The sequence below is a fragment of the Escherichia sp. WS2035 genome (assembly GCF_046487065.1).
Classification (GTDB): Bacteria; Pseudomonadota; Gammaproteobacteria; order Enterobacterales; family Enterobacteriaceae; genus Escherichia; species Escherichia coli.
Genome location: NZ_JBJQKD010000011.1, coordinates 111,536 through 137,981, shown reverse-complemented (window position 1 = coordinate 137,981; position 26,446 = coordinate 111,536). Strand labels below are relative to the sequence as shown.

General features: G+C 44.4%; 27 protein-coding genes and 2 pseudogenes. 20 read left to right on the top strand and 9 right to left on the bottom strand.

All coding sequences use genetic code 11. The features are described 5' to 3' along the window. The first annotated feature begins 63 nt into the window (after positions 1 to 63). The 14 genes and pseudogenes from ACJHX4_RS18365 (at position 64) to torI (ending at position 6,139) form a co-directional block, all read left to right on the top strand. A complete protein-coding gene (locus tag ACJHX4_RS18365) occupies positions 64 to 372 on the top strand; it encodes a hypothetical protein (RefSeq protein WP_332279021.1) in 309 nt (102 codons plus the stop codon). After that, positions 369 to 1,271 carry a RecT family recombinase gene (locus ACJHX4_RS18360; RefSeq protein WP_000065846.1) on the top strand — a complete coding sequence of 301 codons (903 nt, stop codon included), beginning with the start codon at positions 369 to 371 and terminating at the stop codon, positions 1,269 to 1,271. Before ACJHX4_RS18365 ends, ACJHX4_RS18360 begins: the two co-directional genes overlap by 4 nt. Continuing rightward, positions 1,255 to 1,737 carry a siphovirus Gp157 family protein gene (locus ACJHX4_RS18355; protein ID WP_024215526.1) on the top strand — a complete coding sequence of 161 codons (483 nt, stop codon included), beginning with the start codon at positions 1,255 to 1,257 and terminating at the stop codon, positions 1,735 to 1,737. The genes ACJHX4_RS18360 and ACJHX4_RS18355 overlap by 17 nt, the downstream gene beginning before the upstream one ends. Before the next feature lie 11 nt (positions 1,738 to 1,748). Further along, the gene (locus ACJHX4_RS18350; protein ID WP_000753555.1) at positions 1,749 to 2,063 is read left to right on the top strand and encodes a hypothetical protein; all 315 of its coding nucleotides are present in this window, start codon (positions 1,749 to 1,751) and stop codon (positions 2,061 to 2,063) included. A gap of 16 nt (positions 2,064 to 2,079) precedes the next feature. Next, positions 2,080 to 2,358 carry a DUF5405 family protein gene (locus ACJHX4_RS18345; RefSeq protein WP_247773363.1) on the top strand — a complete coding sequence of 93 codons (279 nt, stop codon included), beginning with the start codon at positions 2,080 to 2,082 and terminating at the stop codon, positions 2,356 to 2,358. Further along, the gene (locus ACJHX4_RS18340) at positions 2,358 to 2,522 is read left to right on the top strand and encodes a DUF2737 family protein (protein WP_001214446.1); all 165 of its coding nucleotides are present in this window, start codon (positions 2,358 to 2,360) and stop codon (positions 2,520 to 2,522) included. The genes ACJHX4_RS18345 and ACJHX4_RS18340 overlap by 1 nt, the downstream gene beginning before the upstream one ends. Then, positions 2,519 to 2,995 (top strand): hypothetical protein, encoded by a 477-nt coding sequence (locus ACJHX4_RS18335; RefSeq protein WP_247773365.1) that lies wholly within the window; start codon positions 2,519 to 2,521, stop codon positions 2,993 to 2,995. The genes ACJHX4_RS18340 and ACJHX4_RS18335 overlap by 4 nt, the downstream gene beginning before the upstream one ends. Next, positions 2,992 to 3,698: pseudogene (locus ACJHX4_RS18330) on the top strand (ead/Ea22-like family protein). Before ACJHX4_RS18335 ends, ACJHX4_RS18330 begins: the two are co-directional and overlap by 4 nt. Before the next feature lies 1 nt (position 3,699). Beyond that, a complete protein-coding gene (locus ACJHX4_RS18325; protein ID WP_000582234.1) occupies positions 3,700 to 4,455 on the top strand; it encodes a hypothetical protein in 756 nt (251 codons plus the stop codon). 10 nt (positions 4,456 to 4,465) lie between these two features. Beyond that, positions 4,466 to 4,591 (top strand): annotated as a pseudogene (locus ACJHX4_RS18320) (DUF550 domain-containing protein); the annotation flags it as partial. Beyond that, entirely contained in the window at positions 4,565 to 5,095 is a 531-nt protein-coding gene (locus ACJHX4_RS18315; RefSeq protein ID WP_332277802.1) for a dATP/dGTP pyrophosphohydrolase domain-containing protein, read from the top strand. The pseudogene ACJHX4_RS18320 and the gene ACJHX4_RS18315, both read left to right, overlap by 27 nt. Before the next feature lie 96 nt (positions 5,096 to 5,191). Continuing rightward, positions 5,192 to 5,371, top strand: coding sequence for an Eag protein (locus ACJHX4_RS18310; RefSeq protein ID WP_001277767.1), 180 nt, complete (start codon positions 5,192 to 5,194; stop codon positions 5,369 to 5,371). Positions 5,372 to 5,471: 100 nt separating this feature from the next. Further along, on the top strand, positions 5,472 to 5,816 hold the full coding sequence (locus tag ACJHX4_RS18305; protein ID WP_001281193.1) for a hypothetical protein: 345 nt from the start codon (positions 5,472 to 5,474) through the stop codon (positions 5,814 to 5,816). Between the two features lie 122 nt (positions 5,817 to 5,938). Continuing rightward, the gene (gene torI, locus ACJHX4_RS18300) at positions 5,939 to 6,139 is read left to right on the top strand and encodes a response regulator inhibitor TorI (RefSeq protein ID WP_001163428.1); all 201 of its coding nucleotides are present in this window, start codon (positions 5,939 to 5,941) and stop codon (positions 6,137 to 6,139) included. Between the two features lie 187 nt (positions 6,140 to 6,326). On the opposite strand, the gene dsdC is transcribed toward torI, so the two are convergent. Further along, positions 6,327 to 7,262 (bottom strand): DNA-binding transcriptional regulator DsdC, encoded by a 936-nt coding sequence (gene dsdC, locus ACJHX4_RS18295; RefSeq protein ID WP_001296270.1) that lies wholly within the window; start codon positions 7,260 to 7,262, stop codon positions 6,327 to 6,329. A 217-nt stretch (positions 7,263 to 7,479) separates the two neighbouring features. Between dsdC and dsdX the strand changes: the two genes are divergently transcribed. Further along, positions 7,480 to 8,817: a D-serine transporter DsdX gene (gene dsdX, locus ACJHX4_RS18290; RefSeq protein ID WP_000556035.1), complete on the top strand. Its 1,338-nt coding sequence runs from the start codon at positions 7,480 to 7,482 to the stop codon at positions 8,815 to 8,817. Positions 8,818 to 8,834: 17 nt separating this feature from the next. Further along, positions 8,835 to 10,163 (top strand): D-serine ammonia-lyase, encoded by a 1,329-nt coding sequence (gene dsdA / locus ACJHX4_RS18285; protein ID WP_000426446.1) that lies wholly within the window; start codon positions 8,835 to 8,837, stop codon positions 10,161 to 10,163. Positions 10,164 to 10,270: 107 nt separating this feature from the next. Here the strand turns inward: dsdA and emrY are convergent, their stop codons facing one another. Further along, positions 10,271 to 11,809, bottom strand: coding sequence for a multidrug efflux MFS transporter permease subunit EmrY (gene emrY / locus ACJHX4_RS18280; RefSeq protein WP_410239917.1), 1,539 nt, complete (start codon positions 11,807 to 11,809; stop codon positions 10,271 to 10,273). Continuing rightward, complete coding sequence (gene emrK / locus ACJHX4_RS18275; protein ID WP_000435158.1) at positions 11,809 to 12,972, bottom strand: multidrug efflux MFS transporter periplasmic adaptor subunit EmrK; 1,164 nt, start codon at positions 12,970 to 12,972, stop codon at positions 11,809 to 11,811. The genes emrY and emrK overlap by 1 nt, the downstream gene beginning before the upstream one ends. Positions 12,973 to 13,387: 415 nt before the next feature. On the opposite strand from emrK, the gene evgA reads away from it, so the two are divergent. After that, positions 13,388 to 14,002: an acid-sensing system DNA-binding response regulator EvgA gene (gene evgA, locus ACJHX4_RS18270; RefSeq protein WP_000991370.1), complete on the top strand. Its 615-nt coding sequence runs from the start codon at positions 13,388 to 13,390 to the stop codon at positions 14,000 to 14,002. A 4-nt stretch (positions 14,003 to 14,006) separates the two neighbouring features. Further along, positions 14,007 to 17,600, top strand: coding sequence for an acid-sensing system histidine kinase EvgS (evgS, locus tag ACJHX4_RS18265; protein WP_001531852.1), 3,594 nt, complete (start codon positions 14,007 to 14,009; stop codon positions 17,598 to 17,600). A gap of 55 nt (positions 17,601 to 17,655) precedes the next feature. On the opposite strand, the gene yfdE is transcribed toward evgS, so the two are convergent. The 5 genes from yfdE to ACJHX4_RS18240 all read right to left on the bottom strand — a co-directional run bounded on the left by yfdE (position 17,656) and on the right by ACJHX4_RS18240 (position 24,031). Then, complete coding sequence (gene yfdE, locus ACJHX4_RS18260; RefSeq protein WP_001296273.1) at positions 17,656 to 18,801, bottom strand: CoA:oxalate CoA-transferase; 1,146 nt, start codon at positions 18,799 to 18,801, stop codon at positions 17,656 to 17,658. A 73-nt stretch (positions 18,802 to 18,874) separates the two neighbouring features. Then, the gene (yfdV, locus tag ACJHX4_RS18255) at positions 18,875 to 19,819 is read right to left on the bottom strand and encodes a transporter YfdV (RefSeq protein WP_000955028.1); all 945 of its coding nucleotides are present in this window, start codon (positions 19,817 to 19,819) and stop codon (positions 18,875 to 18,877) included. A gap of 69 nt (positions 19,820 to 19,888) precedes the next feature. Continuing rightward, positions 19,889 to 21,583 carry an oxalyl-CoA decarboxylase gene (gene oxc, locus ACJHX4_RS18250; RefSeq protein WP_001283510.1) on the bottom strand — a complete coding sequence of 565 codons (1,695 nt, stop codon included), beginning with the start codon at positions 21,581 to 21,583 and terminating at the stop codon, positions 19,889 to 19,891. A gap of 53 nt (positions 21,584 to 21,636) precedes the next feature. Then, complete coding sequence (frc, locus tag ACJHX4_RS18245; protein ID WP_000106759.1) at positions 21,637 to 22,887, bottom strand: formyl-CoA transferase; 1,251 nt, start codon at positions 22,885 to 22,887, stop codon at positions 21,637 to 21,639. Positions 22,888 to 23,398: 511 nt separating this feature from the next. Further along, positions 23,399 to 24,031 carry a YfdX family protein gene (locus tag ACJHX4_RS18240; RefSeq protein WP_000825598.1) on the bottom strand — a complete coding sequence of 211 codons (633 nt, stop codon included), beginning with the start codon at positions 24,029 to 24,031 and terminating at the stop codon, positions 23,399 to 23,401. 294 nt (positions 24,032 to 24,325) lie between these two features. Between ACJHX4_RS18240 and ypdI the strand changes: the two genes are divergently transcribed. Continuing rightward, complete coding sequence (gene ypdI / locus ACJHX4_RS18235) at positions 24,326 to 24,601, top strand: colanic acid biosynthesis lipoprotein YpdI (protein ID WP_000867654.1); 276 nt, start codon at positions 24,326 to 24,328, stop codon at positions 24,599 to 24,601. 76 nt (positions 24,602 to 24,677) lie between these two features. On the opposite strand, the gene ACJHX4_RS18230 is transcribed toward ypdI, so the two are convergent. Then, entirely contained in the window at positions 24,678 to 24,920 is a 243-nt protein-coding gene (locus tag ACJHX4_RS18230; RefSeq protein WP_000639875.1) for a YfdY family protein, read from the bottom strand. 352 nt (positions 24,921 to 25,272) lie between these two features. On the opposite strand from ACJHX4_RS18230, the gene lpxP reads away from it, so the two are divergent. After that, on the top strand, positions 25,273 to 26,193 hold the full coding sequence (gene lpxP / locus ACJHX4_RS18225) for a kdo(2)-lipid IV(A) palmitoleoyltransferase (RefSeq protein WP_000484018.1): 921 nt from the start codon (positions 25,273 to 25,275) through the stop codon (positions 26,191 to 26,193). The last annotated feature ends 253 nt before the right edge of the window (positions 26,194 to 26,446 follow it).

Below are 26,446 nucleotides of genomic sequence, written 5' to 3'. Positions count from 1 at the left end.
ACGAAGAATTCATTCGTCAGATGAACAAAATGCTCAATCAGCACAAAGAACAGGAGAAAGATGATGATTCTGACTCTGAATGATAAGCGTGAAATATCGCAAATCATCGCAAGTTTTACCGATGATGATTACGAACGAATCAACAGTGAAGTTGATCGCCTCTGCAAACGTTGCGACCCAATAAGCGAAATGCTTCGCTCATATAAACCAGATGAACACACTAAGGACGCTATCGACTGGCTGGAAGATGATGACTGTAACTATCAGGAAAAAGCCGCTGAATGGTTCTGTGATGCAATAACCGAAAGAGTTAAGGCTGAATATGCCTTCGCAATATTCAAGCGCAGACACATTTTTGGAGAAGCAGCATGAGCAATATCGTTGAATTCGTTAAACAGCAGGAGCAGTTATTCTGCGGAGCATTGACTGAACAGACGGTGACATGGGCTAAGGAAAGCCAGTTTGCAATTCAGTATTTCCAGAAAAACGATTACCTGGCTAAAACGGCACTGGCAAATCCAACCAGCGCACAGAACGCCATCATCAATGTTGCGGCGATCGGCATCACCTTAAACCCGGCCAGCAAACTTGCTTATCTAGTTCCGCGCGACGGCATGGTTTGCCTTGATATCAGCTATATGGGATTACTTCACCTTGCACAGTCGACAGGATCAATTAAGTGGGGGCAATGCAAACTGGTGTACTCAAACGACACCTATGAATCAAACGGCCTTGATTCAGCACCAACCCACAAATACAACGCATTTGGTGAGCGAGGCTCTATTGTTGGTGGTTATTGTACGGTTAAAACAGCAGATGGTGACTACCTCACTGAAGAAATGAGTCTGGCAGAAATTAAAGCTGTGGAAGCAACGAGCAAGGCAAAGAATGGACCGTGGAAGACATTCTGGGAAGAGATGGCGCGTAAAACAATAGTTAAACGCGCCAGCAAATACTGGCCTAAAGCCCAGCGACTGGATAATGCCATTCACCTGCTTAACGAAGATGAAGGTATGCATCAGGAACCAGTTATGCCGCACAAATCAGAGGAAGATATCCGCGAAGATGAACGGAAACGCCAGCAGGAAATAATGGATAAAGCACAACTTCTTTGCGATGAAATGGCTCAGGCAGAAAACATGGATGATTTGAAGCGATATTTTGCAGAAGCATATCGCCTGACATCTGGAATGAAATTGCAGCAGAACGTACAAGCCATTTACATAGAATGCAAAGCGAAACTGGAGGTTGCCAGTGAGCAAACTGTATGAAATAGCCAATGAATACGCAAAGCTGATGGATTCAGATTTAGAGCCAGAGATGATTGCTGACACAATAGAAGGCATGGAAGGAGAATTTACCGATAAAATAGAGCAACTTCTTGCCATTATTAAAAATGAATCTGGTTATGCTGAACGCCTCAAGGACGAGGCAAAGTCACTGAATGAACGAGCAGCAGTAATTCAAAATAAGATTGATAGCATTATGGCATATATAGCGTCATCGCTTGAAATGGTTGGCAAGAAAAAGATTCGAGCAGGTATTCACCAGGTAACAATCCGCAAACCGTCAGAAACTGTAGAAATCATCGACTCAAGCGCCATTCCTCCTGAATACGTTGAGTTTGAAACGACAATTAAAGCCGACAAGTTGGCAATCAAACACCAACTAAAAGCAGGAATAAATATCCCCGGCGCTCAACTCAAAGTTGGGAAACCTTCACTTCTTATCAAATAACGGTATCGCCTATGAAAAAGACTCCATGGGAGAAATGGGAAGTCGATTTCTTGCGCGAAGTAGCGGCGACAATGCCAGTTGAAGTTATCGCTGAAAAACTGGAAAGGACTGAAAAAGCAGTTATGGCGAAAGCAACAAGGATTGGCGCTGACATTGTTAGCCGACTTCGTGGAAGACGCTGGACAAGAGCCGAAGTATCACTTTTCGGTAAGTTCTCCGCAGAAGAAATAGCAATTGCAACCTGCCGCTCAATTTATTCAGTAAGAGCTATGCGATACAAGCTAAAAAAACTCGATGAAGAAAGAGCAGGCATACGAATAAATTAACATGGAGTAATTAACAATGAAGCTAAACATCGACCTCGGAAAATACGTTATTACCGGAACCAAGCACGATCTGATTCTTAGCGAAAGAGGAATTATCAAAGAAGGCGAGAATGCAGGGAAAGAAACACTAAGTCGTATCGGTTATTACAGCAAGTTTGAGCATCTGGTTAAAGAGTTATGCAACCGTGAAATCCTGTTATCTCAGGCGCAGACGCTACAGGATATTCAGCAGCATATCTGGACTTTAGGTGAGTCACTTAGCATGGCTATTGACCAGTTCGTGGAGAGTAAATAATGAGAGGACTTGCATACAATCCCGGCATTCTTCCGGCAGAAATGATTATTCGCCAACGCGTAAAGCCAATGCCATCGAGAGAGGAATTGCTTAAAAGAAATAGTTTCGGTTCTGTTAATGACAACAAATATCTGAATGCAATGTGGCGGAGTGGGAAGAAATGAAACAAATGTCACTAATTGAGATGGATGGTTTTCTGAAAGGTAAATGCATCCCAAGTGATTTAAAGGTTAACGAAACAAACGCTGAATATCTTGTCCGTAAGTTCGGTGAACTTGAATCAAAACTAGAAACGGCGTTGCGGGAGTGTCGTTCTTCCGGAATCACGATTGATAACCTTGAAGCCAAGTGCGCGGCGCTGGCGGCGGAGAATGCGGCGCTTAAACAGTCGGAGAAGGAATTTAATAACTTCTGTCGTCAGGAGTACTACGGTTGGGAGGACAACTTCACGGAAACCCCAGCCACCGACGCTTTCCTGGCGGAAGTGCGGGCGCAGGGGGCGGATATGGCTCGTAACGCGATGATTGATTTTGTTGATGGTGAAGTTGGGCCAAACAAGAACGTTCCGGGGCTGATTAGAGGCGCAGAGATATGCGTAAGTATTGCTGAACAGCTTCGCAAAGGAGGCAACCAGTGAGCAAAATTAATTACCAGGCACTGCGTGAGGCGGCGGAACGTGCAATTCCAGCAATGGAACGCCTGTTAATGTTGCCAGCTGATGATGATTTGTTAAGTGAACAAGAACTTAAAGATTACGGTGTGGATATTGATGCGCTCAACGCCTTCAAATTTCTGACCGGACCAGAAACCGTGCTGGCACTGCTGGATGAACGGGAAAGAAACCTGCAATACATCAAACGCCGCGACCAGGAGAACGAGGATATTGCGCTAACGGTTGGGAGGCTGCGCGTTGAGCTTGAAGCAGCAGAGAACAACCTTATTGATAGTGAATGCCATGTTGCTGAACTGGAAGAAGCTCTACGCGATAAGCAGGCGTTACTTGAAGCCTCAGAAAGCGCAACGCAAAATTACAAAGCGAGAATGCATACATCCGCAACCGGTACAAAGAACTGGACCTATTAATCGGGAAAAACATTCTGGTCATGCAGGCTGCCATTATCGAATGGCAGGCAACTGGCGACGCTAAGAGCGGACTAGCATGGATTTATAACACACTGTTTGGCCCTGGCGAATTACCGGACGAATCTGAGAAAGATGCTCAGGCCTACTTTAATCGCAAATATGCACCAATTGACGAAAAGCTTATGGCGCTTCACAAGTGGTTTTGGGAACAAAGTGAAGCCGAGCGCGCCGCTGGCATTCGCATCAAAGGAGAGTGATATGATTCACTACCACGGTGGGCCTATTACTCCTGATACGTGCGCAATGAGAGCATGGAAAGGGCGACATGCGTTTATCAGTTTTGCGCATTCAGGCCAGATCAATCTCGCGGCTGAATACTGTCAGTCGTTCGCGCTGGACAACGGTGCATTCACCGCCTGGAAAGCAGCTGGCAAAAACAAAATCGACTGGAGCGATTACTACGAGTTTGTTGCTCGCTGGAAGAATCACCCAGGATTCGATTTTGCCATTATCCCGGATGTTATTGATGGCGGAGAGGAGGAAAATGATGCGCTTCTGAATGAGTGGCCTCACGGAAAACTAGCTGGCGTTCCAGTGTGGCACATGAATGAAAGTGACGAGCGATTTATTCATTTGTGCAATGAGTTTCCGCGAGTGGCTATCGGTAGTTGTGGCGACTATGACGTAAAGCGCCCAACTCTTGCGGTAGCCAGAATGAAAGACCTGATTCGTCACATTGTTGATGGGCATGGTCAGCCGGTTACGAAACTACATGGGTTGCGCATGTTAAATCCGCTGATATTCACAAAATTACCCTTAGCCAGCGCAGATAGTACGAACGTCGCTCGAAACATCGGTATTGATAAAGCCTGGTCTGGGGCTTATGCACCTGCAAGTAAAGAGACACGCGCAGCATTAATGGTAGAACGGATTGAGGCACACAATAGCCCTGGTTCTCTTGCGTATTGTGAACAACGCGACCGCTTTGAAATGCAATTGCAACTAGCAGTTTAAGGACTAACAAATGACCACTATTACCAAAGAACGTATTGAATTGTTCATTAAAAATCCGCTTGAAAACGGACTTACCCGTGGCGAACAAATGGAACTGGCACGGATTGCACTGGCATCACTGGAACGCGAACAGATTCGCCACGAGCATGCCAAATGGTCTGACTCCACATTTGGCTGCGTTGGCCCCATTGGTCCACTGAAACACCTCTCAAAAGAGGCTCTGGAAGCCGCAGCCAAACCTGACGATCTCAGCGAGTGGGCTGATATGCAGTTCCTGTTGTGGGATGCACAGCGCCGTGCTGGTATCAGTGATGCTGAAATTACCGCTGCTATGGAAAATAAATTGAAGATCAACATGGAACGCCAGTGGCCTGAACCAAAAGATGGTGAGCCTCGCTTGCACATTAAAGAACCCGGCAACTCTCCGGTAATTCCGGATGGTTGGATAAGCTGTAGTGATCGAATGCCGGAAGACACCAAAATGTTACTGGCATTTAGTCAAGGTGAAATCGTGGCAGCATATTGGAACTGGGTAATGAGTCCAATTGATTACAAAAAATATAGAGCTTTCACATATTTATCAGGAAATATCTTGGATGACGTAACCCACTGGATGCCGCCACCAGAGCCTCCACTTTGAAAGCGAAGCTTATACATATCTTTTACATCAGCAATCTATTGTTAATCTCCAATCAATGTTACGTTGTCATCTCTCTCATGCTTTGGAGGTAGTGATATGTCTTGTCCAAAATGCGGTTCTGGAAATATTGCAAAAGAAAAAACAATGCGTGGATGGTCTGGAGATTATGTGTGCTGCGATTGCGGATACAACGACTCTAAAGACGCATTTGGAGAGCGTGGTAAAAACGAGTTTGTTAAAATTAATAAAGAACGCGAAGGCAACGAAAAAAGCTAATTTATTTATTCATATATGAAAACAATGTAACCAATATTCGAATTGAAGAACTGAAAGAACACCAAGCCGCCTGATGGCGGTTTTTTATTGGAGACAAGAAATGTCAGATTTGGCTATGAAGGTTTTGAAATGGCAATCGACTGGCGATGTTGGCATCAGTAGCGCAACTCTTGCCTCAATCGCATGTGGACTGAAAAAGAATATCTATGGTCATCACTTCGGCGCTCCACATGATGCAGCCGATTTCCGACGATGCGTTGCGCTTGTCGAGCAGATTCCAGAAATCAGGGATTCATTCGACAAGGTTGCAAAGCGCGTTCCGGCATTCAAAGGAATCCTCAACGAATGGGATTCACTCGTTGCTCTGTTGAAGTCTGAAATGAAGACGTACGGGAACAAAGCACCAGAGACTTACAGAAGAATCAGCGAGCTACGCAAGGACTAACCCGCCTCACACTCGATGAGGCCTGTTCATTTCTCAAGATATCCAGACCTACCATTGCTGCATCAATGCGGCTTTTTATTGCCTGATTTGCAGGTTCGATTCCATATTCGGAGATAGCACTCATGCAACACGAACTACAACCTGATTCACTGGTTGATTTGAAATTCATCATGGCTGATACTGGCTTCGGTAAGACCTTCATCTATGACCGGATTAAGTCCGGCGACCTGCCTAAAGCCAAAGTTATCCACGGACGAGCAAGATGGTTATATCGTGACCATTGTGAATTCAAAAATAAGCTCTTAAGCCGCGCCAATGGGTAAAATAGCGGGTAAAATATTTTTCACATCTAAAAAACACCATTCCAATCAATCCCCTGCCGCCTCAAGTAGATGTCTGCAGGGGACACCATTCTTGTGTTTATCCCTAAAACCACGTAAAAACCGTAAATTATTAAATTCGCACTAGCAGTGCCGAATAAGGCACACCAGGAACTCGTGGTCTTATTCATTATGAAGTGGTTTTTACCTGTTCTCTTAACCAAGTAATAAATGCCTCAATTTTTGGCCACTGCCTGCCCGGTAATGTGGTGATGTAATAATGCTGATGGCATTTCACCGTCATATCGCCAAACGGCGCGACGAGCTCACCACTGGCAAGCCTTTTTTGTACCAGGCGTTTCCTTCCCATCGCCACCCCAACATGATTCATCGCGGCGATAACGGCTAAATCAGAACGATCAAAGCCAATTCCAGAAGATGTCGGCAAATTAACCGCATAATGTTGCGCCCAACTATGCCATTCATCCGTACCGGAGTCGTTGCTCCATGCCTGTCTGTCATGGAGCAACGTACAGTGACGCAGGTTAATTACCGTGTTGGTTAAATCATGTCTATGAGCGTACTCCGGGCTACAAACTGGCAAGATTTCTTCATCCATCAGAAAGTTATGGGTCAGTTGCGCTGACGGCGCATCATCAAAGTAGATCGCCAAATCGATTCCGGCACGTTGCAAATTGACATTGTCATTACCAGTGAGCACGGTGAGCGAAATAGACGGATATCGGCGTGTAAAGTCACCTAATGCGGGCACCAACCAGCATTGGGCGATAGAGGGCCGGGAATACAGAGTTAACGTTCCCGATAACTCCTGATTTTTGATATCCAGAATTTCCTGATTCAGGGTATCCAGCGACGATTTTAGCGCCCAATAAACGCGTTTCCCCTCGTGCGTTAATTCCACTTTGCGATGGGAACGAACAAACAACTGAATACCTAATTCTTCTTCCAGCTGATTGATACGGTGACTTACCGCACTGGGGCTCAGCGACAATTCCTCTGCCGCCAGGGCGAAAGACTGATGCCTGGCAGCCACTTCAAAAGTATGCAGTTTTGATAGTTGCCAGCCGTTAAGCAGTCGATTTCTTATTTCACGAAGGGGTTCCATAATCACCTCATTTTTCTATTAAGTGTAAAAAAATAGCGGCAAAATTTCAGCTGTAAGGTGAGCTAAAGTGAACCATATCTCAATTCACCTTCATTTTTAGATGTAAATCACTCCCTTGATGCAATTTAGCTCATGTGAAAGGCAAATTTTATCGTTTGTCAGCCTGCGTTGTTTTTTTGTCCAATATCATCAGGTTAATCACAGGGGAAGGTGAGATATGCACTCTCAAATCTGGGTTGTGAGCACGCTGCTTATCAGCATCGTGTTAATTGTACTGACCATCGTGAAGTTCAAATTCCACCCGTTTCTGGCGCTGTTGCTGGCCAGCTTCTTCGTGGGAACGATGATGGGTATGGGGCCACTGGATATGGTAAATGCTATTGAAAGTGGAATTGGCGGAACGCTGGGGTTCCTCGCTGCGGTTATCGGCCTTGGCACGATACTGGGAAAAATGATGGAAGTATCCGGGGCCGCAGAAAGAATTGGTCTGACACTTCAACGCTGCCGGTGGCTTTCGGCTGATGTCATTATGGTGCTGGTTGGCCTGATTTGCGGCATCACGCTGTTTGTTGAAGTGGGCGTCGTGCTATTGATTCCTCTGGCTTTTTCAATTGCCAAAAAAACCAATACCTCATTGTTAAAGCTGGCCATTCCGCTGTGTACCGCATTGATGGCTGTGCACTGCGTGGTTCCCCCACATCCGGCTGCTTTATATGTTGCCAATAAGCTGGGCGCAGATATCGGTTCGGTGATCGTCTACGGTTTGCTGGTTGGGCTGATGGCATCACTGATCGGTGGCCCACTTTTCCTTAAATTTCTGGGGCAACGACTGCCCTTTAAACCTGTACCCACAGAGTTTGCCGATCTCAAAGTTCGCGATGAAAAAACACTACCTTCATTAGGCGCAACGTTATTCACCATACTGCTACCCATTGCGCTGATGTTGGTTAAAACGATTGCCGAATTGAATATGGCGCGTGAGAGTGGTTTGTATACCTTGCTTGAGTTTATTGGCAACCCTATCACTGCCATGTTTATCGCCGTGTTTGTCGCCTATTATGTGTTGGGTATACGTCAGCATATGAGCATGGGGACGATGCTCACACATACGGAAAATGGTTTCGGTTCTATTGCTAATATTTTGCTGATTATCGGGGCCGGAGGCGCATTCAACGCCATTTTAAAAAGCAGCAGTCTCGCTGATACGCTGGCAGTTATTCTCTCCAATATGCATATGCACCCGATTCTTCTGGCCTGGTTGGTGGCACTTATTCTGCATGCTGCAGTGGGCTCCGCTACGGTGGCAATGATGGGGGCAACGGCAATTGTTGCCCCCATGCTGCCGCTGTATCCCGACATCAGCCCGGAAATTATTGCGATTGCTATCGGTTCCGGTGCGATTGGCTGCACGATCGTTACGGACTCGCTTTTCTGGCTGGTGAAGCAATATTGCGGCGCTACGCTCAATGAAACATTTAAATACTATACGACAGCGACATTTATCGCTTCGGTCATCGCTCTGGCGGGCACATTCCTGCTGTCATTTATCATCTAAGCGCAAAGAGACGTACTATGGAAAACGCTAAAATGAATTCGCTCATCGCCCAGTATCCGTTGGTAAAGGATCTGGTTGCTCTTAAAGAAACCACTTGGTTCAATCCTGGCACGACCTCATTGGCTGAAGGTTTACCTTATGTTGGCCTGACCGAACAGGATGTTCAGGACGCCCATGCGCGCTTATCTCGTTTTGCCCCCTATCTGGCAAAAGCATTTCCTGAAACTGCTGCCACTGGGGGGATTATTGAATCAGAACTGGTTGCCATTCCGGCTATGCAAAAACGGCTGGAAAAGGAATATCAGCAACCGATCAGCGGGCAACTGTTACTGAAAAAAGATAGCCATTTGCCTATTTCCGGCTCCATAAAAGCACGCGGCGGGATTTATGAAGTCCTGGCACATGCAGAAAAACTGGCTCTGGAAGCAGGGTTGCTGACGCTTGAAGATGACTACAGCAAACTGCTTTCTCCGGAGTTTAAACAGTTCTTTAGCCAATACAGCATTGCTGTGGGCTCAACCGGAAATCTGGGGTTATCAATCGGTATTATGAGCGCCCGCATTGGCTTTAAGGTGACAGTGCATATGTCTGCTGATGCCCGGGCATGGAAAAAAGCGAAACTGCGCAGCCATGGCGTTACGGTCGTGGAATATGAGCAAGATTATGGTGTTGCTGTCGAGGAAGGACGTAAAGCATCGCAGTCTGACCCGAACTGTTTCTTTATTGATGACGAGAATTCCCGCACGTTGTTCCTTGGGTATTCCGTCGCTGGCCAGCGTCTTAAAGCGCAATTTGCCCAGCAAGGCCGTATCGTCGATGCTGATAACCCTCTATTTGTCTATCTGCCGTGTGGTGTTGGCGGTGGTCCTGGTGGCGTCGCATTCGGACTTAAACTGGCGTTTGGCGATCATGTTCACTGCTTTTTTGCCGAACCAACACACTCCCCGTGTATGTTATTAGGCGTCCATACCGGATTACACGATCAGATTTCTGTTCAGGATATTGGCATCGACAACCTTACCGCTGCCGATGGCCTTGCGGTTGGTCGCGCATCGGGCTTTGTCGGGCGGGCGATGGAGCGTCTGCTGGATGGCTTCTATACCCTTAGCGATCAAACCATGTATGACATGCTTGGCTGGCTGGCGCAGGAAGAAGGTATTCGTCTTGAACCTTCGGCACTGGCGGGTATGGCCGGACCTCAGCGCGTGTGCGCATCAGTAAGTTACCAACAGATGCACGGTTTCAGCGCAGAACAACTGCGTAATGCCACTCATCTGGTGTGGGCGACGGGAGGTGGAATGGTGCCGGAAGAAGAGATGAATCAATATCTGGCAAAAGGCCGTTAATAACGTTTCAACGCAGCATCACCATCCTTTCCCTGGGTGAGCGATGCTGCCGATGACGCAGACTTAAGATTCTGCCGTTTTACCTGCTATAGCCTCCTCTTTTTCCATCACCCAACGCCTTTCGCTGTAAACGGCGGTTTCGCAAACCAAACCAAAACCGTAAGTAAGATAAAAGCAATAGCCGCCATACGGAAAATCTCATTTGCAGAAATAGAAAGTGACTGCTGAGTTATTTCATTATTAATTTCATTAAGAACTCCTGAAAGCGAACCATAGTATTTATCCATAATTTGTGACGATGAATTAAACACGGGGTTAAATTGATCGATGGTTGCTGTCAACTGACTATGGTGTAACGATTCGCGGCGTCCCCACAGTGTCATTGTCAACGACGTACCAACTGATCCTGACAAGGTGCGAAAAAAATTACTCATACTCGAGGCATTGGCAAATTTATTATCTGGCAAGCCTGAAAACGAAATCGTTGTTAAGGGTAAAAAGAAACAGGCAACGGCGAATCCCTGAAAAAACTGTGGCAAAATGATGCCTGTAAAATCAATCGTTGGCATAAATGTCACAGAACGCCAGTAATAGCAAACCGCATACATCAAAAAACTAAATGTCACCAACAACCGCATATCAATTTTGTTGCCATAACGTCCTATCAAAGGTGATATTAATAGCGGCATGATACCGATGGGCGCATAGGCAAGTCCGGCCCATATCGCATTATACCCCATCGTTTCCTGGAGTAACTGCGGCATAAGAACTATCGCTCCAGAGTAAAATAAATACGCGCATGTGATACTCACAATACCAATGGTGAAATTACGGGACTTAAACAAACTGAGGTCAAGAATCGGATTCTCTGAGGTCGACTCCCAAATGACTAAAGAGATCAGAGAAATAACTGATACTACTGTTAGTAGTATTATTGTACTCGAGTTGAACCAATCCAGATCGCGCCCTTTATCAAGCATAATTTGCAAGCCACCAACACCGAGCACTAACAGGGTCAGTCCTGGTAGATTCATTTTGACCGGTGAAGTCTCAGTTTCTCGTCCTTTAAGTAAGGTTAAGCATAATGTCAGGACGATAATCCCCATAGGGACATTGATTAAAAATATCCAACCCCAGCTAAAGTTATCGCAAATATAGCCGCCCAATATCGGCCCACATATCGGAGCGATAATCACGGTCATTGACCATAATGCCAGAGCAAATGTTCTTTTTTCTGGTGGATAATTCCTTAATAATAAACTCTGTGACAGTGGAATTAACGGCCCCGCCATTAACCCCTGAACGACTCTAAAAAATATCAGCACATCAAGATTGGTCGATAAACTACACATTAATGAAGACAGCGAAAAAAAGGTTACTGAAAGTAAAAATAACCTTAATTCGCCTATTCTTTGTGCCAGCCTGCTGGTAACAGGGATCGCAATGGCATTTGCTACGCCAAACGAGGTGATAACCCAGGTACCTTCGTCTGTTGATGCTCCCAGAAAGCCAGATATTGTCGGTATTGCGACGTTAGAAATAGTGGAATCCAACATTTGCATAAACGTCGCTAATGACAATGCAATAGTGACGCACCATAACGTCCCACCGGTTAATGGTGCAGGAGTTGATTTAGTGATTGCCATTAAAGTTGTCCATTATGCGAAATAATGTTGCTAATTTCTTTTTCTATCGGACTGGTATCGATAACTAAAGCCTTACTGGTATAAGCAGGCATGGACGTCACGGTTGAAGCCAGATCGGGCATCTCGGCAATGTCTTCATTCTTCGTATCAATAGTTGCAGTCATCGATAAACCAATGCGCAAAGGGTGTTCCATGAGTTCTTTTGGATCCAGAGAAACTTCAACCGGTACACGCTGAACGATTTTGATCCAGTTCCCTGTCGCATTTTGTGCAGGTAATAAGGAGAACGCATTGCCGGTTCCCATATTGATCCCTGTCACCCGACCATGAAACACAACATTTTCACCATAAAGATCGCTGATAATATTGACCGATTGACCAATCCGTACATCCGTGAGTTGTGTTTCTTTAAAGTTGGCATTAACCCACATTTGACGCGCCGGTACGACAGCCATTAACGATTGTCCGGGACTCACTGTTTCGCCGACCTGAACACTTCTCTGGGCAATATAACCGGTAACCGGACTCTTAATATCCGTACGTTTAAGCGCCAACCAGGCTTCTTTGGTTGCATCTGCAGCTTCAATGACTTGTGGCTGACGGTTTAATGGTGTGTTCATTACTAAAGCTTTATTCGCTTTATAAGCCTGGATAGCAGCATTCAATGCCGCTTTGCTACTTATTAACGTATCTTTGGTATGCTCCAGCGCTTCTTTTGAAATAACCCCTTGCTTCGCTAAAGGCACACGACGGTTATAATCTTCTAAAGATTGTTGATACTGAATACGTGCTGAAGCGACTTCGGCACTGTATTGTTTATCCTGTAAGTATAGTTTATTCGTTTGCCGAACAATATTTGCCAGATTATTTTTAGCTTTATTGAGTGCGATAGTGGCATCAGTTTTATCCAGTGAAACTAAAATGTCACCTTGTCGAACGTAGTTCGTATCTTTATGATTAACGACAGTGACACTGCCTGAGACTTGTGCAGAAATTGGATCTGCATTTCCCGTGACATAGGCGTCATCTGTACTAATCATGTCTTTTAATTCCATTGACCAATAGGCATAGGCACCTGAAAGCGCAATAAATAAAACTACCGCTAACAAAGCAAAATATTTTCTTCTGTCAGAATGTTTTTTATTTGAATTAATCTGTTCCACTATTATCTCTCATTTCGCATAGATGAAATTTATGAATTGAATGAAAAGAGTATTCATTCCTCATATCAAACACAGTGCATGTTTTGCACATTATCCCAGGAACGTTGGAGGGCTAATTTAAATGAGGTGCAAAAAAAACAACAGAGGACTAAACCGCGGCTTTTGCAATACAATTCTTACGCCTGTAGGATTAGTGAGAAAACTTATAGTGCTCATTTGAAACTATAAATCATCGGTATCATCCCTGATTTTATTGTTGACATTTTATTTATGCCGACTATTTATATGGTATACTTGTCGAATTATCTTAAAGGAAGCTCAAATTTTCTTATTTTTATTGAGAAAATGAGATGATACCTTATGTCTGTATTACTACAGGGAGAAGGGAAATGCTTCATTGCAAAGGGAATAATCTATGAACGCAATAATTATTGATGACCATCCTCTTGCTATCGCAGCAATTCGTAATTTATTGATCAAAAACGATATTGAAATCTTAGCAGAGTTGACTGAAGGCGGAAGCGCCGTTCAGCGGGTGGAAACACTTAAGCCTGATATCGTCATCATTGATGTCGATATCCCCGGAGTTAACGGTATCCAGGTGTTAGAAACGCTGAGAAAGCGCCAATATAGCGGAATTATTATTATTGTCTCCGCTAAAAATGACCATTTTTACGGGAAACATTGTGCTGATGCTGGCGCTAATGGTTTCGTGAGTAAAAAAGAAGGCATGAACAATATCATTGCAGCTATTGAAGCTGCAAAAAATGGCTACTGCTATTTCCCCTTCTCTCTCAACCGGTTTGTTGGAAGTTTAACGTCCGACCAGCAAAAACTCGACTCCTTATCGAAACAAGAAATTAGTGTCATGCGGTATATTCTTGATGGCAAGGATAATAATGACATTGCTGAAAAAATGTTCATCAGCAACAAAACTGTCAGCACTTATAAAAGTCGCTTGATGGAAAAATTAGAATGCAAATCACTGATGGATCTTTACACATTCGCACAACGTAACAAAATCGGCTAACCACATGAAGTTTTTACCCTATATTTTTCTTCTCTGTTGTGGTCTTTGGTCGACCATAAGTTTCGCAGACGGAGATTACATCGAATATCGTGGCATCAGTAGTAACAACCGTGTCACACTTGATCCACTACGTCTGAGCAACAAGGAATTACGTTGGCTAGCGAGCAAAAAAAATCTTGTGATTGCAGTACACAAGTCCCAAACAGCTACGTTGTTGCATACCGATTCGCAGCAACGGATTCGTGGTATTAATGCTGATTATTTAAATCTTTTAAAAAGAGCGTTAAATATCAAATTAACACTCCGGGAATACGCAGATCATCAAAAAGCAATGGACGCGCTGGAAGACGGTGAAGTTGATATAGTGTTATCACATTTAGTTGCTTCGCCGCCTCTTAATGATGACATTGCTGCAACTAATCCTCTGATAATTACCTTTCCGGCGCTGGTCACTACCCTTCACGATTCAATGCGACCGCTTACCTCATCAAAACCAGTAAATATTGCTCGAGTAGCAAATTATCCCCCAGACGAGGTAATTCATCAATCATTTCCAAAAGCAACAATTATCTCTTTTACAAATTTATATCAGGCATTAGCATCCGTCTCAGCCGGACAGAATGATTACTTTATTGGTAGTAACATCATTACCAGCAGTATGATTTCCCGTTATTTTACTCACTCCTTAAATGTAGTGAAGTATTATAACTCACCGCGTCAATATAACTTTTTATTAACCAGAAAAGATTCAATCGTTCTTAATGAAGTACTCAATCGATTTGTTGATGCTTTAACAAATGAAGTTCGCTATGAAGTATCACAAAATTGGCTTGATACAGGAAACCTGGCCTTTCTGAACAAACCATTAGAACTCACTGAACATGAAAAACAGTGGATTAAGCAGCATCCCGATTTAAAGGTGCTGGAAAATCCTTACTCGCCACCCTATTCTATGACAGATGAAACTGGCTCAGTTCGGGGCGTGATGGGTGATATTCTTAATATTATTACCTTGCAAACAGGTTTAAATTTTTCTCCGATCACCGTTTCACACAATATTCATGCTGGGACACAGCTTAACCCCGGTGGATGGGATATATTGCCCGCCGCTATTTATAGTGAAGATCGAGAAAATAATGTTTCATTTGCTGAAGTCTTCATAACAACGCCTTACGTTTTTGTCATGCAAAAAGCGCCTGACAGTGAACAAACATTAAAAAAAGGAATGAAAGTTGCCATTCCATATTATTATGAGCTTCATTCGCAATTAAAAGAGATGTATCCGGAGGTAGAGTGGATAAAAGTCGATAACGCCAGCGCTGCATTTCACAAGGTCAAGGAAGGTGAACTTGATGCTCTGGTCGCGACACAGTTAAATTCGCGTTACATGATCGACCATTACTATCCTAATGAACTTTATCATTTTCTTATTCCCGGCGTTCAGAATGCATCACTTTCGTTCGCTTTTCCTCGCGGAGAACCGGAACTTAAGGATATTATTAATAAAGCACTGAATGCAATTCCCCCAAGCGAAGTTCTGCGCCTGACCGAAAAATGGATTAAAATGCCCAATGTGACCATTGACACATGGGACCTCTATAGCGAGCAATTTTATATTGTTACGACATTATCCGTTTTATTAGTTGGCAGTAGCCTTTTATGGGGATTCTACCTGTTACGCTCAGTTCGTCGTCGTAAAGTTATTCAGGGTGATTTAGAAAACCAAATATCATTCCGGAAAGCGCTCTCGGATTCCTTACCTAATCCAACTTATGTTGTAAACTGGCAAGGTAATGTCATTAGTCACAATAGTGCATTTGAACATTATTTCACTGCTGATTACTATAAAAATGCAATGTTACCATTAGAAAACAGTGAATCCCCCTTTAAAGATGTTTTTTCTAATACGCATGAAGTCACAGCAGAAACGAAAGAAAACCGAAAAATATACACACAGGTATTTGAAATTGATAATGGCATCGAGAAAAGATGCATTAATCACTGGCATACCTTATGTAATCTGCCAGCAAGCGAACATGCTGTTTATATTTGTGGTTGGCAAGATATTACCGAGACGCGTGATTTAATTCATGCACTCGAAGTAGAGAGAAATAAAGCGATCAATGCAACTGTCGCAAAAAGCCAGTTTCTGGCAACAATGAGTCACGAAATAAGAACACCAATAAGCTCCATTATGGGCTTCCTGGAACTTCTGTCGGGTTCTGGTCTTAGCAAGGAACAACGGGTGGAGGCGATTTCACTTGCCTACGCCACCGGACAATCACTCCTCGGCTTAATTGGTGAAATCCTTGATGTCGACAAAATTGAATCGGGTAACTATCAACTTCAACCACAATGGGTCGATATCCCTACTTTAGTCCAGAACACTTGTCACTCTTTCGCTGCGATTGCTGCAAGCAAATCGATCGCATTAAGTTGCAGCAGTACGCTTCCTGAACGCTACCTGGTTAAGATCGACCCTCAGGCGTTTAAGCAGGTCTTATCTAATTTACTGAGTAATGCTCTCAAATTTACTACCGAGGGGGCAGTAAAAATTACGACCTCCCTGGGTCACATTGATGACAACCACGCTGTTATCAAAATGACGATTATGGATTCTGGAAGTGGATTATCGCAGGAAGAACAACAACAACTGTTTAAACGCTATAGCCAAACAAGTGCAGGTCGTCAGCAAACAGGTTCTGGTTTAGGCTTAATGATCTGCAAAGAATTAATTAAAAACATGCAGGGCGATTTGTCATTAGAAAGTCATCCAGGCATAGGAACGATATTTACGATCACAATCCCGGTAGAAATTACCCAACAAGTGGCGGCTGTCGAGGCAAAAGCAGAACAACCTATAACACTACCTGAAAAGTTGAGCATATTAATCGCGGATGATCATCCGACCAACAGGCTATTACTCAAACGCCAGCTAAATCTATTAGGATATGATGTTGATGAAGCCACTGATGGTGTGCAAGCGCTACACAAAATCAGTATGCAACATTATGATCTGCTTATTACTGACGTTAATATGCCGAATATGGATGGTTTTGAGTTGACTCGCAAACTCCGTGAGCAAAATTCTTCCTTACCCATCTGGGGGCTTACAGCCAACGCACAGGCTAACGAACGTGAAAAAGGGTTAAATTGCGGCATGAACTTATGTTTGTTCAAACCGTTGACTCTGGATGTACTGAAAACACATTTAAGTCAGTTACACCAGGTTGCGCATATTGCACCTCAGTATCGCCACCTTGATATCGAGGCCCTGAAGAATAATACGGCGAATGATCTACAACTGATGCAGGAGATTCTCATGACTTTCCAGCATGAAACGCATAAAGATCTACCCGCTGCGTTTCATGCACTAGAAGCTGGCGATAACAGAACTTTCCATCAGTGTATTCATCGCATCCACGGTGCGGCTAACATCCTGAATTTGCAAAAGTTGATTAATATTAGCCACCAGTTAGAAATAACACCTGTTTCAGATGACAGTAAGCCTGAAATTCTTCAGTTGCTGAACTCTGTAAAAGAACACATTGCAGAGCTGGACCAGGAGATTACTGTTTTCTGTCAGCAAAATGACTAAATAGCGGCTCCCACAATGTTCAAATGTGGGAGCTATTTACCAGCACATCTTACATTTATGATGAGAACTCCTGGCGAATTTGTTCCCCATGCTGGTCGAGCGTTGCCGCTCCCGGCATAACATGCGGGTCCGCGCAGCCGCTGATTTTTATCGGATTACCCGGCATCATTATTCCCCCGGCTTCAATCAACATATTTCTCGCCTGAGTTTGTGGTAAATTAATGGCCTCAGCCACACTTAATAACGGCGCGACGGGCACACCAACTTCATGTATTCTGGCTAACCAAACTTCAGCTACCTGCGTTTTTAACGTCCGCTCAATATATTCTTTAAGAATAGCCTGGTTATGTACGCGTAAAATATTGCTGCTAAATCGGGGATCATTAACCAGTTCCGTAAGCTCCAGTGCCTGGCATAACGCAGAAAAAAGCTTGTCATTACCACAACAAATCGTAATCGGCTTATCCTGAGTATCGAAAACATCAAAAGGTGCCATGTAGGGATGGCGATTTCCCAGGCGTTGTGGTGACTTCCCAGTCGCGATATATGCCATCAGTCCATGCTCCAGAAAACTCAGAGTGGCATCAAACATCGCTATATCGACATGCGCCCCTCTCTGGCTCTTTTCGCGGCCATAAAGTGCACTCACTATTCCACTGAATAAATAAACACCGCCACAGAGATCCGCAAGAGAGGTACCAACGCGCACTGGCGGAGCATCAGGGTATCCTGTTTCCATCATTATCCCGCTCATTGCCTGAATGATGGTATCGTAGGCAGGAGCATCTTTTAGCGGACCGGTATGTCCGAAACCTGACGATGAAGCATATATAAGGCGCGGGTTGATTTCTTGTAACCTTTCCCATGAAAACCCGAGTTTTTCCATTGTACCTGGGCGAAAATTCTCAGCTAATACATCAGCTTGTTTAAGCATATTTATAAATATACTTTTATCGTGATCATTCTTTAAATCAAGAACCACACTCTCTTTGCCATGATTAATAAAACTGTAATAGAGTGACTGTCCATCCACATAGGGACCAAATGTGCGGGTATCATCACCATGACCCGGTGGCTCAACTTTAATTACCCTTGCGCCCATATTACAAAGAAGTTGAGTTCCGAAAGGCCCATTAAGGACATGCGTCATATCGATAACTAATAAGCCTTCAAACGGCCCTTTGCATTCATTATTTGTCATTTGCTTATGCCTTGAAAAAAGCCGAAGGTGAAAAGACACTTCGGCATTTATGTAAAATCAATAACATGATAAATTATGAAACCAGTCGACTGACATAAATCCACAAAGGAGCCGTGACGACAAAACCCAGTACGCTCACAGCCAATGACGCTGTACCAGTACGGGTGTAGACATTAAACCGGCTGGCAATAATGATTCCGGAGAATGCCGGCGGTAATGCGCCTGCCAGTACCATCATCTGCAAATGTTCGCTATTCAAATGACATGCCATACCGACGAGAAGCAGCGCCAGTGGCATCAGAATCAGCTTCAGGAAAGTGTTATAAGCAATTTCGGCACTGAACTCGAATTTATGTGCAGCCAGAGTCAACCCCGCAGCGAATACCGCTACCCCTGAGTTAGCCTTCGCAATCAGATTAAAGGTTGGGTCCCATGCTGCCGGAATTTTTACCCCAACCAGCACCAGGATCGTTGCCAGAACAGGTGCCCATACTACTGGCTCCTTTGCCGCAGAAATTAATGCGCTCAGATTACTATTCTTCTTACCATCCGCTCCTGAGGAAGGATTCAGCAAATACAGACCAATAGGAATAGTAATTGCGTTAACAATAATAGAAATAATTGCTACCACTAAACCTGTTGATACGGAATCACCATAAATAGGATCGAGAACTGCAAACCCCAGGAATCCAATGGTAGGTGAACCTGCAATTAATGCACATACTGCTGCTTCTGCATGGGTACGTTTAAAAAATTTGTAGCAACCGAACCAGGAGAAAAAGAAACATCCGACAATAACCACAAGTGATACAAGGGTCAGGCGAGTGTCCGCAAAAATCATTTCCCTGTTTGCCCTGGTAATAGAAACAAATAGAGCCGCAGGAAGAGCGTAGTTTAATACCAGTTTATTAAATGCCCGGGCTTGATCTTCTGAAAAAGTTTCTCGTCTGCCGCTAAAATAACCCAACAGCATGATTACGATAATAGGCAATAAATCGCCAATAAAAAATGTTAGCATAATAGTATTTCCGATAAGGGTCCCCTCACCATCGCATAATAAGTTGGCAAGAGGAGACGATGTCAGTATTTAATTACCAGCGACTTGTTTTGGGTTAAGTTTGGTAATATGGCCACTTTCAGTTCCTGCTGCTGGGTCGATGACCACATTAATAATGGTCGGTTTGCGCGACTGAATTCCGGTGGTTAAAGCATGACGAAGTTCATCTGTCGTGGTGACGTTATAGCCAACGCCACGAAACGCATCCATTAATTTGTCATACCTTGCATGGTGCAACAGATCCGTTGGCGATGGTGCACCAGCGCCGCTGAGGTCAACACCGTCTCCTCTGTAGATGCCGCCATTATTAAAAATAACGATCGTCACCGGCAGGTTATATCGACAAATCGTTTCAATCTCCATCCCACTGAAACCAAAAGCACTATCACCTTCAATAGCGACAACCGGAGAACCAGAGGTCACGCTAGCACCGATGGCATAGCCCATACCGATGCCCATGACACCCCAGGTGCCACAATCCAGACGACGACGTGGTTTATACATATCAATAATATTTCGTGCATTATCCAGGGTATTTGCCCCTTCATTAACTAAATAAATATCCTGGTTCTCGCGCAAAACATCGCGCACGGCACTCAATGCATTAAAGTAATTTAATGGTTGGGTATCTGTACTTAACTTTTCATGCATTTTTTGTGCATTTTGCTGCTTGTGGATATTTAAAATATCACGCCACACCAGTGGAGTCGTAAATGTGTTTTGTTTCAATTCTGCCAGCATACCTTGCATACTGGATGCAATATCGCCAACGACTGGCACAGCAATGGGGCGGTTGCTGTCAATTTCCTGCGGTTCAATATCCAGTTGAATAAACTGTGTATCTGCCGCCCATCCTTTTTTACCGTGTGCCAGTAACCAATTCAGTCGTGCACCAACAAGCATGACAACGTCAGCATTTGCCAGGGCAAACGAACGCGCAGCTGCCGCAGAGAGTGGATGCGTATCTTCGAGGATCCCTTTCGCCATAGACATTGGCAGGAATGGAATCTGGGCACTTTCAATAAATTCACGAAGCTGTTCATCAGATTGTGAATACGCCGCGCCTTTGCCAAGAATAATTAATGGTCGTTCAGCTTTTGCTAAAAGCGAAATTGCGCTAGTGACTGACTTCGGGCATGGCAATAATGCTGGCGACGGATTTTCAACTTTAACAATCGTGGTTAACGCTTCGTCTTTTTCCATCGTCGCGGCCAGGACATTTGCTGGCAAATCAAGATAAACACCGCCAGGACGACCCGATACTGAGACCCGGATAGCGCGTGCCAATGCAATGCCAAGATCCTGCGGCTGATTAACGCGAAATGCTGCTTTGGCATACGGTTTTGCCGCATTCATTTGGTCCAGCTCTTCATAATCACCTTGCTGGAGATCGACGATCGCGCGGTCGCTGGAGCCGCTAATCATGATCATCGGAAAACCATTTACCGTTGCATTGGCCAATGCGGTCAAACCGTTGAGGAATCCTGGCGCAGACACTGTCAGGCAGATCCCTGGTTTTTGGGTAAGAAAACCGCTTGCTGCAGCGGCATAACCTGCCGACTGCTCATGACGAAAACCAATATAACGAATGCCTTCCGCCTGGGCATGGCGCGCCATATCCGTCACAGGAATACCTACAACACCATAAATAGTGTCAATATTATTCTGTTTTAATGCTTCAACGATGATATGCATACCATCTGTCATTTGAAGTTGATCTGACATGATTAATAACCTCGAAATTTTTATAAATTGGGAGCCAGAAGCCCCCGTTAATATCAGATGGCGTGGTTTTGCTTCATTGCAGCAATTTCATCGTCGCTATAACCCAGCTCCTGCAATACAGCAGCGGTATGTTCACCTAATAGCGGCGCAGCTTTAATATCCGGCGTAAAGGCAGAGAATTTCATTGGACAACCAACTGTCAGATATTTTCCACGCAACGGTTGTTCCACTTCGACAACACTGCCACTTTGGCGCAAAGAGGGATCAAGTGAAATTTCTTTCATACTTAAAACCGGTGCGCAAGGAATATCAAACTGAGTCAAATAGGCCACAGCTTCATGTTTATCAATAGTGACAGTGTATTTTTCGATTTCAGCAAAAATATCGAAAATATGTGGCTGTCGGGCATGGGCTGTACTGTATGCCGGATCGGTAATCCATTCTGGTTTGCCGATGGCTTTACAGGTGTTTTCCCAGTTTTGCTCCTGAATAGTGAAATAAATATAGGCGTTAGGATCGGTTTCCCAGCCTTTACATTTCAGGATCCAGCCAGGCTGACCACCACCACCCGCATTACCACCGCGGGGAACTGCATCACCAAATGTGCCATTCGGATACTGCGGGTATTCTTCCAGATAACCCAATTTATCGAGACGCTGCTGGTCGCGTAATTTCACGCGGCAAAGGTTCAACACGGCATCCTGCATTGACATGGTCACTCGTTGCCCACGCCCCGTTTTTTCGCGATGCAGCAAAGCAGCAAGTAAACCGATCAGCAAATGCATTCCGGTGTTGCTGTCACCCAACGCTGCAGCGCTTACCAGCGGCGGACCGTCCCAAAAACCTGTAGTAGATGCCGCGCCACCCGCTGCCTGAGCAACGTTTTCATAGGCTTTTACATTCACATAAGGCGAACACTCATCAAACCCTTTGATCGAACCAAAAATCAGACGTGGATTGATTTCTTGAATATGCTCCCAGGTGAAGCCCATATGATCAATGGCCCCTGGATGAAAGTTCTCGACTAAGATATCAGCTTCGCGGATCAGCTTTTCCATTACCTCTTTGCCTTCCGCTGTTTTGGTATTTAATTCAATAGAACGTTTGTTACTGTTAAGCATGGTGAAGTAAAGCGCATCGATATCAGGAATATCTCGCAGCTGGTGGCGCGTTACGTCACCAACGCCGGGACGTTCAATTTTAATGACGTCAGCGCCAAACCAGGCCAGCATTTGAGTACAAGATGGGCCAGATTGCACACCGGTGAAATCGAGAACTTTAATTCCTTGAAGTGGAGTTGACATAGCAATACCTATTAGTTAATTAAATATGTGTTAATTTAGCGTTTATTTAAGGCATAACGCCTCTATAAATAATCTGCAAAATATCGTCGTAGCTGCACTCGATATTTTTAAATTCCTGTATCAAGTGCTGAAAATCATTTCATCGCTACTTCCAATTCCTTTCTGCATGGTAAGTAGTGAGGACGAAAAGAAGAATATAATAAATATTGGTTCGCGGTAATCAGAGAGAGCCGCGACATTTGTGATGTTATTCTTACAACTGTAAGAAGTGTCAGTGATTTACAAGTAAGGTTATGATTACACTATTTAAAGCGTACCATAAAATATAACATAATAAATGATTTGTGATAATATGGGATTATTGCGGTTTACTTTGAGGAAGATAAAATGCGAGTATATAGAACCGCGAGCGCCAAATAATTTTATGACCACAACCTGTCGTATTGTGGTCATAAAAAATTGTCGGCTGGAGGGAGTTAAATCCTTTACCTCAATATATTGCCTGTCAGGTTTAGTTCACAAACAGTGCTTCGCTATCAACGATGATTCCATCTTCCGCACCTTTAAGCGCCAGGTTTGCCTCGTAGTATTGCTTTTTATCAAGCAGTTTCTGCGCATCAGCAAGTGCATTACGAGTCTGTTTGAGCGGCATCAGATATTGGTTTTCCATTACGCCAACACCGGCCAGGCGCAGCTCTTCCATTGCGCCCTTTTTATCCCCTTTCGCCATTTTTTCGTTGGCAATTTTTATCGCGGCTTCTTTTTCGGGTGTCGCTACATAACTCTCAGAAATTCCGACAGATGCATTAATGACAATATATTGGTCATCATTGACGTTGGTCTTTTTACCTGGCTTAGCGAACTTTGCCCATTCGGTACTATCATCTGACAGCAAAGCGGAAGCTTCATTGGTCAGTTCTTTTGCCTTTTCTGGATCGCCATGAAACAGAGCCAGGCGCGCTACCTGCACGTCACGCATCGCATATAAACCTTGTTCAGAGATACGCTCTGCTGCTGCCGTTTTCTGGGTTTGCTTAACTTGCTGAGTTTGCTGTTGTGCCGCTACCGGTGCATTATCAGCAGCCCATACAGTTGAAGATGCCAGAATTGCTGTGACCATCGTAGCCATAATTAAACGTTTCATACTTACCTCATTCTTTAACAGTTTTAGAAAACGCCGCCATCATATTGGGTGAGCATGAAATGAGAAATCAGAGAGCAACGGTCATTTTGAAAGGGTTATCTTACAACTGTAGTTATTATCGCAAAGCCGCTTTTAGTCTTACAGTTGTAGGAATCTGCTTCCTGTCGCAGAGAACTATTCTTATATACCACAAAGATATGTCATTTATTATATCGATGTAAATACTGATTAATTAAATATAAATACAGCCATAACATCGTAGGTTTTCAGTGAACCATTTTCAGGATATTTTCTATGAAAGTAAACTTAATGCTTTTTAGCTTATTTTTATTTGTCTCTATTATGGCATGCAATGTTTTTGCATTTTCTATTTCTGGTGGTGGTAGTGAGGCGAGCTATAAAGAGACAGAAAAAACGTCAGTGATGACGACAACGCATTCTACAAAACTTCAGCCATCACAGGCGATTTTGTTTAAGATGAGAGAAGATGCACCACCATTAAACCTCACAGAAGACATCACGCCTACTTATCCGACAAAGGCGAATTATCTCATTCATCCTTTGCGATAGCGTCTGTCACCTGGCAGGTGAACAATCATGTCTGATGCTGATGTGAACACCTGCCCAAATGAGCCATCCTGACCCACTATCGCCTGCCATACCCCACCATAAAGCGAATCATCAAGCCACAAGCCGGGGCAAGAAACATAAATATCCCCGTCACCAGTTCATTACCGCCAGTTAACCACATGGTGAAGTAATAAATGAGTGCAGCGAGGATCACCATGCCGAAGAAAGAAGAGATCGCCGATACCATGTTCAGTACCTGACCGATGTATCCGCTTACGCAGACAATACACAGGGCGAGAAACATCCATAAATAAATCATAGCTCAACCTCCTGCCGCGCTAAAAAACCTGTAACTTCAGTCACTTTAATAGTAAGACAATCCTTAACCTCTGGCAATTTTTGCTAAGCATCAATCAAAACAGCATGTTAAATGCAAGACTGTTACGTACGGAAAAATATTTACTTTGCACGATTAATAATCAGTAGCTGAAAGCAGTCAGCGAGTGATAAAGTACAGATACCGCATTCATGCTCCTCGTGGTTATGTCCTGACTAGTCTTTACACTCTTTACAGGAACCATTGTCGTACATGATGGCCTAATCAATTGAGTGTACCGCTGTCGACATGGAATCTTCTGCGATACAACAATTCGTATCTACAGAAGGTAACTATGTTTCCAAAATGCAAATTTTCCCGCGAGTTTCTGCATCCTCGCTACTGGCTCACGTGGTTTGGGCTTGGTGTACTCTGGCTTTGGGTACAGCTTCCTTATCCTGTTCTCTGCTTTCTCGGCACGCGTATCGGCACAATGGCGCGACCATTCCTGAAACGTCGTGAATCTATCGCCCGTAAAAACCTGGAACTTTGTTTCCCGCAGCATTCTGCGGAAGAGCGCGAGAAGATGATTGCCGAAAACTTTCGTTCACTCGGCATGGCGCTGGTAGAAACCGGCATGGCGTGGTTCTGGCCCGACAGTCGCGTACGTAAATGGTTTGATGTGGAAGGGCTGGATAACCTTAAACGCGCACAAATGCAAAATCGCGGCGTAATGGTTGTCGGCGTCCATTTTATGTCGCTGGAACTGGGCGGTCGGGTGATGGGACTTTGCCAACCAATGATGGCCACCTATCGCCCGCATAATAATCAGCTGATGGAATGGGTCCAGACCCGTGGTCGCATGCGCTCTAACAAAGCGATGATCGGCAGAAATAATCTGCGCGGCATTGTCAGTGCACTGAAGAAAGGTGAAGCGGTATGGTTTGCTCCCGATCAGGATTATGGTCGTAAAGGCAGCTCCTTCGCGCCGTTCTTTGCGGTGGAAAATGTCGCCACAACCAATGGCACCTATGTCCTCTCTCGTCTCTCTGGCGCAGCCATGTTGACCGTAACGATGGTAAGAAAAGCGGATTACAGCGGATATCGTTTGTACATCACCCCAGAGATGGAAGGCTACCCGACAGATGAAAATCAAGCCGCTGCCTATATGAACAAGATTATCGAGAAAGAGATCATGCGCGCACCGGAGCAGTACCTCTGGATACACCGTCGCTTTAAAACGCGCCCGGTGGGTGAATCGTCGTTATACATTTAACAAACGGCTCTCACTCTTTCCCTCCTCAAATCAGCCATAATAACCTCATGGTTTTTATGGCTTTTTTTCTTAAGGTTTTTTCCTTCGCTGAATATCTAATTATTACCGTCAGAAATTAAACTGTCGCCGATATGAGACACCTGTAAGTTACTAAAAGTAAATAAGAAAATGCCTCTTGTCTCGTTTCAGTTTTAGGCGTACATTAGCGCCGTCTCGAGCAGTTTAGCTCAGAATTCTGGGATGATGCCCACGG

Coding starts and splice junctions, on each gene's coding strand:
- ACJHX4_RS18365 (WP_332279021.1), top strand. CDS start 64: ATGATTCTGACTCTGAATGATAAGCGTGAAATATCGCAAATCATCGCA.
- ACJHX4_RS18360 (WP_000065846.1), top strand. CDS start 369: ATGAGCAATATCGTTGAATTCGTTAAACAGCAGGAGCAGTTATTCTGC.
- ACJHX4_RS18350 (WP_000753555.1), top strand. CDS start 1,749: ATGAAAAAGACTCCATGGGAGAAATGGGAAGTCGATTTCTTGCGCGAA.
- ACJHX4_RS18345 (WP_247773363.1), top strand. CDS start 2,080: ATGAAGCTAAACATCGACCTCGGAAAATACGTTATTACCGGAACCAAG.
- ACJHX4_RS18340 (WP_001214446.1), top strand. CDS start 2,358: ATGAGAGGACTTGCATACAATCCCGGCATTCTTCCGGCAGAAATGATT.
- ACJHX4_RS18335 (WP_247773365.1), top strand. CDS start 2,519: ATGAAACAAATGTCACTAATTGAGATGGATGGTTTTCTGAAAGGTAAA.
- ACJHX4_RS18325 (WP_000582234.1), top strand. CDS start 3,700: ATGATTCACTACCACGGTGGGCCTATTACTCCTGATACGTGCGCAATG.
- ACJHX4_RS18310 (WP_001277767.1), top strand. CDS start 5,192: ATGTCTTGTCCAAAATGCGGTTCTGGAAATATTGCAAAAGAAAAAACA.
- ACJHX4_RS18305 (WP_001281193.1), top strand. CDS start 5,472: ATGTCAGATTTGGCTATGAAGGTTTTGAAATGGCAATCGACTGGCGAT.
- torI (WP_001163428.1), top strand. CDS start 5,939: ATGCAACACGAACTACAACCTGATTCACTGGTTGATTTGAAATTCATC.
- dsdC (WP_001296270.1), bottom strand. CDS start 7,262: ATGGAACCCCTTCGTGAAATAAGAAATCGACTGCTTAACGGCTGGCAA.
- dsdX (WP_000556035.1), top strand. CDS start 7,480: ATGCACTCTCAAATCTGGGTTGTGAGCACGCTGCTTATCAGCATCGTG.
- dsdA (WP_000426446.1), top strand. CDS start 8,835: ATGGAAAACGCTAAAATGAATTCGCTCATCGCCCAGTATCCGTTGGTA.
- emrY (WP_410239917.1), bottom strand. CDS start 11,809: ATGGCAATCACTAAATCAACTCCTGCACCATTAACCGGTGGGACGTTA.
- evgA (WP_000991370.1), top strand. CDS start 13,388: ATGAACGCAATAATTATTGATGACCATCCTCTTGCTATCGCAGCAATT.
- evgS (WP_001531852.1), top strand. CDS start 14,007: ATGAAGTTTTTACCCTATATTTTTCTTCTCTGTTGTGGTCTTTGGTCG.
- yfdE (WP_001296273.1), bottom strand. CDS start 18,801: ATGACAAATAATGAATGCAAAGGGCCGTTTGAAGGCTTATTAGTTATC.
- yfdV (WP_000955028.1), bottom strand. CDS start 19,819: ATGCTAACATTTTTTATTGGCGATTTATTGCCTATTATCGTAATCATG.
- oxc (WP_001283510.1), bottom strand. CDS start 21,583: ATGTCAGATCAACTTCAAATGACAGATGGTATGCATATCATCGTTGAA.
- frc (WP_000106759.1), bottom strand. CDS start 22,887: ATGTCAACTCCACTTCAAGGAATTAAAGTTCTCGATTTCACCGGTGTG.
- ACJHX4_RS18240 (WP_000825598.1), bottom strand. CDS start 24,031: ATGAAACGTTTAATTATGGCTACGATGGTCACAGCAATTCTGGCATCT.
- ypdI (WP_000867654.1), top strand. CDS start 24,326: ATGAAAGTAAACTTAATGCTTTTTAGCTTATTTTTATTTGTCTCTATT.
- ACJHX4_RS18230 (WP_000639875.1), bottom strand. CDS start 24,920: ATGATTTATTTATGGATGTTTCTCGCCCTGTGTATTGTCTGCGTAAGC.
- lpxP (WP_000484018.1), top strand. CDS start 25,273: ATGTTTCCAAAATGCAAATTTTCCCGCGAGTTTCTGCATCCTCGCTAC.